The following is an 11,990-nucleotide window of genomic DNA, read 5'->3' on the forward strand; positions in this document are numbered from 1 at the left end:
GCACCACCGAGAACAACCTCAGACCATGCCGGTCGCGTGGCAGCCCAAGCGGACGACGCGTTCGCGATGCTGATCGCCCGTGCCGCTGCCGCACGGGTAGGCATCGACCGGGTGGTCCACCGCACGGACAAGGCCATCGTCGCCACCGGCCGCCGCGACGGCCGACCGGTGATCGTGAAGCTATTGACCACCGATGACCCGTACTGGGCAGGCCGGCGCCAGCACGAGCTACGCATGTACGAGCTGTTCGCCGAGCAGCCGCCGCCCGTGCGCATGCCGCAGGTCCTGTACGCCGACGCCCACCTGACCGTCCTGACCCAGCTACCCGGACAGCGCCTGGACGACCAACGCCACCTCACTCGCGACGTCAGCCCGGCCACGGCACATCTGGTCCTGGATACCCTCGGCACCTTCGCCGATTGGACGCCAGCACCGCCACTGCCGCAACCGTTCGACTACCACGGCCGCACCGACGCCGAACGCGCCGCCGGGCTCCTCGACGACGCCGACCAACACGCCCTCCACACCCTCGTCGACCAGCACGGACCGCATCGGGTCACCGCACACGGCGATCCCCTACCCGCCAACCTGCTCCTCGACCGCGAGCACTGCGCCCTCATCGACTTCGAGCACACCGGCAGCTACCTACCCGGCTACGACCTCGCAATGCTGCACATCGTCGCCGCCGCCAGCCCGACCCTCACCACCGCGATCGCCGAACGCGTACACACCGCCGACATCACCACCGCCGACTGCGTCAACATGCTCTTGCTGACCTGCCGAGAGATCCGCCTGCACACCGTGCTGCCCGCAGCCGGCGCGACCGCGTCCCGGCTCGCGTACCTGCGACAGCTACTCAGCCAGGCACGCTGCGACGTAGAGGCACTGATGCGATGGTCATGAAACGGACGAACGCCGGTACGCCGGCTCGGCGCAGCCCCGCGGGCAGCTCACCGGCGCCTCCCCCGCTGAGCCAAGACTTTCACCGCCTGTGGGGCGCGTACTCGGTCAGCCAACTGGGATCGGCCGTCGGAGCAGGCGCGCTGCCGCTGGTCGCGATTCTGCTGCTGGACTCATCGGCTCTCCAGATCTCCCTGCTCGCGGTGATCTCCGGCCTCGCCTCGGCGGCCATCGTCCTGCCCCTGGGGCCTTGGGTGGAGTTCCGGCGCAAACGGCCCGTGATGATCGGCGCCGACGTGCTGCGCTGCGCGGCCCTGACCAGCGTCCCCATCGCCGCCGCGCTCGGCGCCCTGACGTACGCGCAGCTATGCGTCGTTGCCGTCATACAGAGCGCCGGCACCATCGTGTTCAACGCCGCCAGCGGCGCACACCTGAAGCACCTAGTCACCGCCGATCAACGCGTCACCGCCAACAGCCGATTCGAGACCTCCCAGTGGACGGCGAACAGCCTCGGCGCACCCATCGGCGGTGTCCTCGTGTCCTCGCTCGGCGCTACCGCGTCCATCACCGTCGACGCCGCGAGCTTCCTGATATCCGCGCTCGGGATCCGCCGCCTCCGCAGCCCCGAACCGCCACCACCGATGCGGCAAACCGCCCCGAGCAGGGGCCGGGAAGCCATCGAAGGATGGCGGCACATCCTTCACCACGCGGGCCTGCGAGCCCTGTTCGTCAACGCCGTCATCTTCGGCGGCGCCATCACGGCCACCACGCCCATCATCGCGGTGTTCATGCTCCGCGACCTCCACCTGGCGCCCTGGCAGTACGGCCTGGCCCTCGGACTGCCCTGCCTCGGCGGCATCCTCGGCTCCCTCACCGCCGGTCCCCTCACCACCCGACACGGCCTCCGCAGGGTCCTGCTCACCACCGGCGTCGCCCGCACACTCTGGATGGGATTCATCCCCCTCGCCCCGCCCGGCACACCGGGCCTGATCATCATCACCCTCGCCGACACACTCCTGCTGTTCGTGGCGGGAGCATTCAATCCCACCTTCGCCGCCTACCGCATGAACCACACCAGCGAGCACTGCCTGTCCCGCGTCCTGACCGCCTGGTCCATCACCAGCAAACTCACCCAGCCCGTCTTCATTGGCGCCGCTGGCATCCTCGCCGCCGCCACCGGCCCCCGCGGCGCGCTCACGGCAGCCGCCGCCCTCACGCTCACCAGCGCCGCGTTCCTGCCGTGGAAGGCAACCCCGAACGGTCCGCCCCACACCGCCGACGCCAACCCGCCCAGCGGACGTCGCCTACCGGCACGTCGTTCCGGTAGCGCGAGCACCCGCCTGCCCGCCGCCGTCACGGCCACCGCCACCACACCCAGGGAGAACGCAGAATGAGCGATGGCAACGGCAGCGGCGGGCATCCCGCCGCTACACCGGCACCACGACCGATTTCGTGCTGAACGGCACCGTTGGACACTCTTCTCCCCCGACGCGGAGTACGCGGCGCTGTTCGCACCCGCCGCCCACACCCTGAACCTTGACGTTGACGTCTTCACGACGAGGTTTCCCTGCTGGAGCAGCGGATGGCGGATCACCTAACGAGGGCACCTGTGTTTCGCCCGGGGATCGCCTCGGGCTCCAAGCGGCGTCAGCGACAGCGTCACCCACACGTGGCCTGACCCGGCGGCTCACAGCGTCCGATGTCGGCGGTCGCCATGCCCGGCGTCATCGCCGCGACCTGTGCTACGACCTCGCCCTGCGGGCTGATGATGTTCGTCGGCCCGTAGCCGATCCGGTCCGCGCCACGCTCACCGGTGACGTCAGCTGACACCAGCCACATGCCGCTCTCCCGGGCCCGGGCGACGCGCATCGGGGTGTGCCGGTCCTTCCACCGCAGGGCGGAGGCGCGGCGCATCATGTTCTGCGCTGGCACGAGGAGCAGTTGCGCGCCCTGCGCCGCCACCGCCGCGGCCGCAGCGGGTACCCGAGTGTCGGAGCAGATGTTGATGCCGAACCGCACGCCTTTAACCTTGAAGGTTGGGTAGTCCTGACCTGGAGTAAAGAGCGATTCTCCCGGCATGAGGTGGGTTTTACGGTAGACGCCGAGGAGCTCACCGCCGGCCACGACGACCGCTGAGTTGAAGTACTGACCCGCCCGTCGTTCGATGACACCGAGGACAAGGGTCTGCCCGATCCGGCCCACCCGTCGCAACAGTGCAGCAAACGACGCGGAGCGCAGATCCATAGCGTGGGCGTCCAGGTGGCGCTCCTGCACGAGATAGCCCTGCAGAAAGCACTCCGGGAACAGCAGCAACTCGACATCCCGCTGATCAGCCTCGCGGCCGAACTCTTCGATGCACTGCACCGCCGCGCCGACATCGCCCAGAATCTCCGGGGTCTGACAGGCCCCCACCCGCAACACCTCGGCCACCCCGAAACCCTATCGAGGTCCGACGACGTTGCTGCCTGTGCGATGACAGTGGGACGGCGCCGCCGCTGCGGGACCTCCTGTGAGACTCGCCGGCGTGGAGGGTCACGGCACGCGCAGAAGAGCAGCGTTTCCGCCGCCGGGTTAGCCGGTTCGAAGTCGCTTGTACGACCGGGACCGGTCAGGCCTGGGGCATGGCAGCGGCGTTGTTGGCCGCGAGCCAGCCGGCGGGACTGCCGCAGTCGTGGTACTCACCGGTGACGGGGTGGATCAGTACGTCGTTGTCGCGGGCGAAGGCGATGACGGCGTCGGTGGCCTGGTACTCCCCGTTGGCAGCCGGAATCAGCTCCTGGAAGTAGGCCATCGCGTCAGCGGGTAGCAGGGTACGGCTGATGTTGATGTACGCGGTCGGCTCGTCGTAGTCATCCGGCTTTTCGAGCAGCTGATCGAGTAGCTGGTGACTCTTGGCTGCTCGCGGGTGGAGGATGCCGTAGCGGTGTGCCTCAGCGCCGGGCACCGTGGCGGCGGCGAGCGCTGCCGGTGCTCCGGCGGTGGCGCGGGCAGCGGCGAGGTCGGCCAGGTCCGATCCGCCGTCGTTACGGAGCAGGAGGTCGTCGCCTGCGACCAGGAGGAAGTCGTCGCCAGCGAAGTCAGCGGCGACGATCGCGGGCAGCGCAGTGCCGTACCGGTCGTCGCGCGGCTGTTCGATGAACGTGAAGTCGGCTTGGCTGTGCAGGTCGGCGACGGACGCGTACTTGTCCTGCCAGCCGCGTGCGGTGAAGTAGTCCTTTAGGTCGTGGTCTTCGGTGAAGTAATGACGCACCTGGCGGCCGATCTCGCCGGGGGCGGTGACGATCGCGATCTCGCGGGTGCCTGCGGCGACGCAGTCAGCGACCGCGTAGGCGACGACTGGTTGGTTGAGGATCGGCAGCATGCACTTGTTGATCGTTTTGCCGATCGGGAAGAAGCGGCTGCCCATGCCGGCGACAGCGATGACGGCCCTCACGCGCTTACCTTTCGGTTGGGTTACACCGGCCGTCAACGTGTAGCGACAGTAAGCCGGGCGGACCAATGCAGCTTACGCATCGCATTGGGTCAATTCGGGCACGTAGTGGCGCGCGACGCAGGCCGTCGGCGACGGTGATCTCGATCCCTTCGCCTACGAGAACGACCCCGGACCGGTGTCGTCTACCGAGACTCAGGCACCGAATGCACACCCCAGGCTTGACGCAGGAGCTACTTATCGTCCCGGGCCGTCCTCCTCCTCATCGGGCGACTGCGCCGTGCGGCGATATTGAGGATGGCCCTCGTCCATCTGAATGGCCGCGTGCAGTGCGACTGGATAGCGGACGCGGCCGGACCAATACATGGTCTGGTGACAGAGCTGAGCGGTGGCGACCGCAAGTGCCTCATGAGAGACACGGTCATTGAGGGCGATGGGGTAGATCTCGGTAGCGGTCATCGAGTACCACGGTTCGGGCATCTCGCTCTTGCGGCGTTCTTCGCGGTTCTCGGAGATGACGGCCCGTTTGGCGTCCCACCTGGTGTACTTCGCGCCGAGCCGGCCCGAGTTGCCACCGTCGTAGTTGCGGGGCACGTTGCACAGGACCCAGACCGGCGTGCCGAAGTCCGTCTCAATCTCGTAGAGAGCGTTGGTAGTCTCGCCTTCCCGTACGGCGTCTTTTGTGCTGAGCACGTGGGTGTAGGCGATCGGTGGGGGCACTCTGTCGTCGGCGATGTTCACGCGGATGATCGCATCGGGGCGTTCATCGTCTTGCAGGCTGTAGCCCGGCAGCCACCGCTTACTCTTTCGTTCTTCGGGTTGGCCGCCCTGCTTGCTGTTCTGCAACCCATCCCAGATGCGGCGGGCGCTGTCCTCGTCGACGGTGACGACGTACGGCCGGCCATCGAGGTACTCGGCGAGGTCCTGCAGTGCCTGTTCGACGACGTCGCCGACGTCGTCCCAGCGCTGACGGTACGACTTCTTCCCGCCGGTCTCCTGCGGGTACTCGGTCTCGTGGAACTGGTTCTGGGCTTGGCGGTAGGGCTGCCATGAGGCGACAGTCGAGCTCCAGCCGAGCAATTGCCACACGTCGCCTGGCGTCGGCGGCGGGATCAACGCGGTCGCGGTCACGACCGTTCTGGGAGAGCTCTTCTCACCCTTGCGTTTGTTCTGCTGGCGGATGTGGAAGCCGACGTGCGCGATACGGTCGGCCCCGTACCCCGCGTGTCGCTTTTCAGGACGCAGGGCGTTGGCGATGCGGTCGTCGATGATGCCGAGCGAGCGGTAGAGGTCGAGCAGCGCCATCTCTGCCGGGTGGTCGGGGTCCTTTGGCTCGATGATGCCGTTGGCGTTCCTGCCGAGCAGGTACTGGCTGGCGATGTCCTTGCTCGCCAGAATCATCTTGCTCTGTGGCTTCGCGTCCGCGTCCTCCAGTTCGGCGGGTTTGAGGCCTGGGATGTCCTCCGTGGTGGGCATGTGGGTTTCGCACCAAGCACCGATCAGGACGTCACCGCTGGTGTCGAGGGCCGCAGCCGCGGGGTTCAGTGCCTTGGTCCGCCCGTTCGGGCTACCGTGCGCGAGGAAGTTCGCCGCGAGGTGGAAGACGGCGGTGATCGTCCCGCCGAAGAGATCGATCTCTTCGCCGTCGTGCGGGTCGAGGCCCTCGGTCTCGAGGCCGTACGTCTTGGCGAGGGCAGCGATCATCCGCAGCCGAGTTTCGTCGCGGTACCAGAGGCAGACCAGGCGCAGCTTGGTGAAGCCGGCCGCCTTGACTGCGGCGGCGATGGAGGCGGGCTCGGGAAACGCGCTGCCCTTGCCGCGCAGAGCCTTCTTGGACCCGGTGGCTTCGCGTTCTGCCTTGCGGCGGTCCATCTCCGCCTTGGGCACCCGCTCGGGGTCAGTCGGTCGGTGCGGCAGAGCCATGGTGGTGGCGCGTGCGATGAGTGGCTCTGCCCGGCCCTCAAACCGGCCCAGGACGTGCTCGTTGAGGACCCGCAGGTGGTGCATGCCGGTGCCGACGCCGATGGGGAACGGCCGGCTCTTCGGCAGTACGGGCCAGATCTGGGCAGGGCGTTCACGGGAGAAGCTCAGGGTGGGCCTGCGGTCCTTGCCGGCCTCGGCGATGGCTTCGGCGCGCATACGCTGTTCGGCCTGCGAGCGGGTCGCGATGGCCTGCAGGACGGAGTAGTCCATCTCGAGGCGTCCGAGCGCCTCGAGCGCGTAGCGGCTGATGGTGCGGGCGCCGCCGCCGCCGTGCAGGCCCACTTCGAGGACCGGGCGGTTGTCACCGGGCTGGACCGCCAGCACGGTCCTGCTGTAGATCAGTGAGTCCGAGATCCGGGTCACCCGGGAGGTCACCATGAGTACGGGGGTGGCGATGTTCGGCACCGTTTGCAGCGTGAGGGCGGTACGTGACAGGGCGTACCGGCCGCCCTGGTCATTTTCCCAGGGGTCGTCGAGAGCGATTAACCCGCCGGTGACGTCTGGCCGCAGTGGGATGGCAAGGCCTTCGCGAACCGTCCAGGGGCCGGCCAGCTTCTGCGCCAGGCCCCAGGCGATGGTGCGGAACACCCAGTTCGGGGCGACTGGCTGAGTGCCGGGCTGCGGCCGGACGTGCTCGGCAAGGTAGACCTCGCTTTCCGGGGTGTCGGCGATCTTCTGTGCCAGCTCCGGCGGCTGCCGCAGGTCGATTTCGTGGATCGCTATACCATGGGCCAGCCCGTAGGTGAGGGTGAACACCCGGCAGAGGAGCTTGTTGTCGATCCGCTCCCGTGATGCGAGGAACGGCTGGGGCCCACCGGGCTCGAAGTAGACGTATCCGCCGGTGAGGACGCTGAGCACGGTGGTGGCGATCGAGTACGGGGCCTGGGCTGAGTCGTTGCCGTACCGCTTCTGGCAGGCGCGGTTCAAGTTCTCCCACAGGGTGCGTGTCTCGGCGTCCAGGTTTCTCAGGTAAACGCGGTCGTTGCCGACGAGGTCGGGGGTGCAGCGGTACGCGAGCGTGTCGAGATAGCGTCCGGGCTCGCGGTGGTGTCGGGTCACTCGTCCTCTTCTCGGAAAGCGTCCAGCACGGTGGGCTCGTTGGGGTCGATTCCGGCGTACGACAGGAACGCGTTGAGTGCCTCGCCGTACAGGTCGTTCATCTGTTTGCGCACGTCGGGCGGCCACTTCGCGTGAATGCGGCGCAGGATGGTGTCGAGGTCTGCGCTCCAGGTGTCCTCGTGGAACGCGAAGTCGACCATGTGCAGGACGGCTTCGGTACCGCCGCGGCGGGCCCGGCCGGCGAGCTGGATGAGGTCGACGATCATGCCGGCGACCACTTCCTCCTGAAGGGACTTCTGCATGGAGGCGAACTGGCTCGCCGAGCGCAGCAACAGCCTCAGCCTCTCCCATGCGGCGTCGCGGGCGCCGGCGAGCGCGGCGACGGGATCACTGCTTCCACCGGCGGGGAGAACGCGCATGCCGGCTGCGTTGATGCTCCCGTACATCTCGGACGGCTCGTTCAGCAACGCCAGGGGCCGCACGCACAGGTAGACCGACCGCACTGCGGAGCGGATGCCCTTGACGATGTTGAGGCCACGCGCGATCAGCGACAGCGGCACGACCAGGATGTTGCCCCGGTCCGGGAAGGTCTCGAACTCTTCCTGGGTCAGCCGGACGGCGAGGTTCTCGCGGGGCAGGTCCGGATTGAGGCTGTGCCGGTCCTCGGCGCGCACGGCCACGCACAGTCCGGACCGGTAGTTCCCGGACTGGGCGATGCCGCGGGCGAGCAAGGCGCACTGCTCGTAGGAGTTCGCGACGACGAGCACGTGGGCGCGGTCGGGGTCCTCGCGGGCTGCCCGTTCCAGCTCCCGGCGGATGTGCCGGTCGTACAGCTGGTCGCCGAGCTCGATCAGGGCGTCTCGTTTTCGGCTGGTGTGCAGTCCCGAGACCTTGATCGGTTCACCGAGCAGCGGGTGCCCTTTGCCGTAGTCGACACGCCGTTTCCGGGCGCGGATGGAGCGGGCTTGTGCGTCGGTCATCCACCAGCGGACCGGGGCGTGGACGTGTTCGCGGACGGCCTGCGGGAAGAACGCCGTCGCTGACAGTCCCATAACGGGCCGTTGCGTTCCGGCCAGGCTCAGCGAGACGATCCCGCCGAGTTCGGCGGTGAACAAGTGCGGGTCGCCGCCGATGGTCTGGGCGACCAGCTCGGCGCTCTTCTGCCTGTCGTCGAGGCCGGTGACCCGGTAGCCGGTCAGGGAGCGGCCGAGCATGCCGATCGGCATCACGGTGGTGATCGCCGAGTGCTGGAGCTGCTCGATGATCTTCTGAGCGGAGCGCAATCCGGACGACCGGAAGCGCTGTGCGTTCTTGCGGACCTCTGCGAGCGCCTCGTCGAGCTCGATCATCACCGCGCGGGTCGCCAGCAGGTTGATGATCTGGGCTCGCCGGTGTCCGTCCTTGATGACGTCGCCTAGCAACTCGTGCAGTTCGAGCTTGACCGCGTCAAGCAGGCTCTCACCTCGTGGTCCTACCAGTGCGCTCAGGCCCCGTTGGACGTCCGCCCACACCGGTTCGAGCGCGCCGCTCGCGCGTCCGTGCCGGTCGGCATGCTGGTAGCGCTCAGGCATCAGCGCGTTGATCCGCTCGACGGTCTCGGCGGGTATGCCCGCGTCGCCGATATCGAGATCGGGCCACAGCAGTCGGGCCAGTGTGCGGTCGCGGCCACGCGCCATGTGCCAGCGGCTGCTGGTCTGGTCGGGAATGCGTTCCTCGGCGCGCTGGTCCTCGGCAGCGTGAAGCTTGAGCGCGTTGCGGCAGATACTGAGCAGCAAGAACTCAGCCATGAGCCGCACGTGGCTGACCGACGGCAGCAGCACGTTCTCGTCGTCGATGGGCAGCCGCTTCGCGTCGGTATCGATCTCCTGAGGGGCCGAGGTCCAATGACGGCGCGAGTGAAGTTTCACGTCGCTGGCGCAGCGTTCGATGGCCCTCGACTGGAACTGATCCACCTCGTCGATGAGCACGGCATGGCAGGTACGCAGGGCAAACTCGGCAGCCGTCAAGGTCCGCACGGGGCGGCCATCGAGATTGACGCCGATCCTTAGGGCGCCCTGCAGGAAGTAGAAGTGGTTCATGACGACCACGTTCGCGTCGCACGCCTCGTAGACCGGGGTGAACTTGCTACAGGTCGGGATCCACGGGCAGGCCGAGACCCCGACGCCCTGACGGCCGAGCGAGAGGCAGGGTTCACGTCCCGGCGGGTAGTCGCCGGTGGCCTCGGTGAACTCGCGTTGCGCGCACCCGTAGGCGAGCGGGTCGATGTCGCGTTCTCCGCGTAGACCCCAGTCGCCGGGCGATTCGGGGTCTTCGTCGATCAGCGAAGCGTGCTTGACGGCCCGCTCGCGCATGCTGCTCGAGGACATCAGGTGCGCGCACGTCGGCGTGTGCTCCAGCTCCTGTTGCTCCCGGAGATAGGCCAGGTCACCCTGGATGTTCCAGGTCATCGCCAGGCAGGACTTGATGTCCGGCTGCACGAGCGTGACTCGTAGGTTGCGCAGAGCGAACCAGCTGGCCATGACCCGGACCAGCACGCTCTTGCCGGTGCCGGTGGGAGCGTGGAAGATCTCCAGGCCAACGGCCGACAGTGTCAAGGCTTCACGGGGCGAGACGACGTCGGTGGTCTGCAGCACCTCGACCAGGCCGGTGAGCGTGGTGTGCAGAAACCGCTTGTCCGGTGGGAAGCGTTCGTCGATCTGGGCGGCCAACGTCAGGAGTTCGTGCGTGGGAATCTGCAGCTCAGGCGTGTAGGGGACGGTCGACACGTGCGGCAGCTGGTCGAGGGCGAACCGCTCGGTGAAATGCGGATAGCGCGGGATCCGCACCCGCCCGTGGATCTGACCGCCGTCCTTGACGTAGATCGTGGGGGTACTCCACGTTCCGGGGCCCGCGAAGTCCGGCGGCTTCGGGCGGGCGCTTGGGCGCCGGAACCGGGCGGTCTGGCGATCGACGTAGTCCAGCAGGTTCCCGCCCACGCGAGGAAACGCGGCGTCAGCCCTGAATGGGTTACTCCCGGCGAGTTCGAAGGCCGTGATGGGTGCCTGTTCCTCGTCCGGGCCTGGATCGGAAGGGGTGAGGGCGGTGCGGGCGGCGACCGAGAAGGCGCGATGTTCCACCAGGTCGGCCGGGGCGATCGATCCGACCAGCGCGATCCGCTGCTTCTCGTCGTAGGGAAGGCTGCTCCAGCGGTCCCACACCGTGTATTTCCCGGACAGCAGGAACGCGGCGTCGGCGAACCCGGCGGCGTCACGTGTGTCACCGGGGACACGGCGCGGGAAATAGTGGGCTGCCAGGGCTAGGGCTGCGTGCACCACGCTGGTCTGCACGGTCGGGTCGCTCATGCCCACCTCACCCCCGCTTGCTTGCAGACCAGCTCACCGAATGCTGAGGCGGTGGCCACCTTCATGTCGTACTTCTGGCACACCTCGGACAACAGCGGGACTTGCCCGACCCGGTAGTCCGGGACCACGAGCCATTCGGCGCCGCCGCGGTCACCCTCCTGCGCATGGATAAGGCTCGCGAGCGTCGTCGCCGACGTGTAGTCCTTGACGTCGACCTTGAAGGATGTCTTGGTGCCGGGGATCGTCACCGTCAGGTCGTAGGCGTCCAGGGCCGGCCAGAGGTCCACCTTCAGCCCGCGTTCGACCAGCCGGTCCCGCAGTGCAAGCTCCGGAATCCCTGGCACCGTGGTGTATCGCCAGATGCCCCGGGCCAGCGCCTTGTGGTTCTCCGCCGGCCTCGGCTGGGGAACAACATCGATGTCGGGAAACAGCACCGCTTCGCGGGCGGCCAGGCGGTCCGGGCGTGGTTCGGGAAGAAGCTCGGCAGCAGAACCGTCATCGCTCGGACGGAACAGGTAGGAGGCCCCCATATCGGCGTGCGGGGTGTGCCAGCATCGGGCCGACCCCACCAGCGCACCGGCGCTCTTCGCCAACGCCAGCCGCATCGGCCACCGGCAGATAGGACACTCGTACCACCAGCCCTGGTGGATCGAGGCGTACGGGATGTCGGTGTAGAACTGGACAACGGTCGGCGGCAGCCGCAAGTCCGCCAGCTCATCGGCCGGCCCGGACGGATACCTGATCAGATCCGCACGCCCGTTTTCGTAGACCGATTGAACGCCCTGTTTGCTCAGCGCCAGATACACAGTCTCCTGCTCCACCTCCTCCCGCAGCTCGCGTACACCCACGAGCATGTCCGAGCTGCGATCGAGTTTGCGCAGAGTGTGCAGCAGCATCCTCTGCTCGAAGTCCAGATCGAAGGCGTCCTCCGTGACCTGCCCGTCCTGATCCATGACGAGTAATCCCTTGAGATCGACTGGCTCCACCCCCTCGGGCAGTAGCTGCGCAAGGTCACCCGAAAGAGCCTGCCGGAACCAGCCGAACGGCAACGGGCTTCCCGGGCCGCGGGCAGCCAGCACAATCCCGTGGCACTCCATCAAGGTCTCCAGCCGCCGCTCCGGCTTCCACCCGGCAGCAGTGAGAGCCTTCGCGGCATGCAGGGCCGCTTTGGTCACGAGGTAGCGAACGTGAAGATCGCTTAGTGTGCGCGCGTCGTCATCGACAGCATTGGTCACGAGGGCGGATGTTAGACCCACCCGGTGACAAGACGAGGTCCC

At 67.5% G+C, this 11,990-nt stretch carries 7 protein-coding genes; 2 read left to right on the forward strand and 5 right to left on the reverse strand.

The genetic code is table 11. From position 1 onward, the window contains the following. The first annotated feature begins 36 nt into the window (after positions 1-36). Both QCZ28_RS12410 and QCZ28_RS12415 read left to right on the forward strand, forming a co-directional pair. On the forward strand, positions 37-903 hold the full coding sequence (locus QCZ28_RS12410; protein ID WP_279516795.1) for a phosphotransferase: 867 nt from the start codon (positions 37-39) through the stop codon (positions 901-903). Then, positions 900-2,294, forward strand: coding sequence for an MFS transporter (locus tag QCZ28_RS12415; RefSeq protein WP_279516796.1), 1,395 nt, complete (start codon positions 900-902; stop codon positions 2,292-2,294). Before QCZ28_RS12410 ends, QCZ28_RS12415 begins: the two co-directional genes overlap by 4 nt. Before the next feature lie 265 nt (positions 2,295-2,559). On the opposite strand, the gene QCZ28_RS12420 is transcribed toward QCZ28_RS12415, so the two are convergent. The 5 genes from QCZ28_RS12420 to QCZ28_RS12440 form a co-directional block, all read right to left on the reverse strand. Then, positions 2,560-3,330 carry a carbon-nitrogen hydrolase family protein gene (locus QCZ28_RS12420; protein ID WP_279516797.1) on the reverse strand — a complete coding sequence of 257 codons (771 nt, stop codon included), beginning with the start codon at positions 3,328-3,330 and terminating at the stop codon, positions 2,560-2,562. 178 nt (positions 3,331-3,508) lie between these two features. Continuing rightward, a complete protein-coding gene (locus QCZ28_RS12425) occupies positions 3,509-4,333 on the reverse strand; it encodes a sugar phosphate nucleotidyltransferase (RefSeq protein ID WP_279516798.1) in 825 nt (274 codons plus the stop codon). 234 nt (positions 4,334-4,567) lie between these two features. Beyond that, positions 4,568-7,372: an RNaseH domain-containing protein gene (locus QCZ28_RS12430; protein ID WP_279516799.1), complete on the reverse strand. Its 2,805-nt coding sequence runs from the start codon at positions 7,370-7,372 to the stop codon at positions 4,568-4,570. Then, the gene (locus QCZ28_RS12435) at positions 7,369-10,713 is read right to left on the reverse strand and encodes a hypothetical protein (protein ID WP_279516800.1); all 3,345 of its coding nucleotides are present in this window, start codon (positions 10,711-10,713) and stop codon (positions 7,369-7,371) included. The genes QCZ28_RS12430 and QCZ28_RS12435 overlap by 4 nt, the downstream gene beginning before the upstream one ends. Next, positions 10,710-11,948 (reverse strand): hypothetical protein, encoded by a 1,239-nt coding sequence (locus tag QCZ28_RS12440; protein WP_279516801.1) that lies wholly within the window; start codon positions 11,946-11,948, stop codon positions 10,710-10,712. Before QCZ28_RS12440 ends, QCZ28_RS12435 begins: the two co-directional genes overlap by 4 nt. Positions 11,949-11,990 lie beyond the last annotated feature (42 nt).

Origin of the sequence: Micromonospora sp. DH14 (assembly GCF_029809455.1) — a bacterium.
Taxonomy (GTDB): domain Bacteria; phylum Actinomycetota; class Actinomycetes; order Mycobacteriales; family Micromonosporaceae; genus Micromonospora; species Micromonospora parva.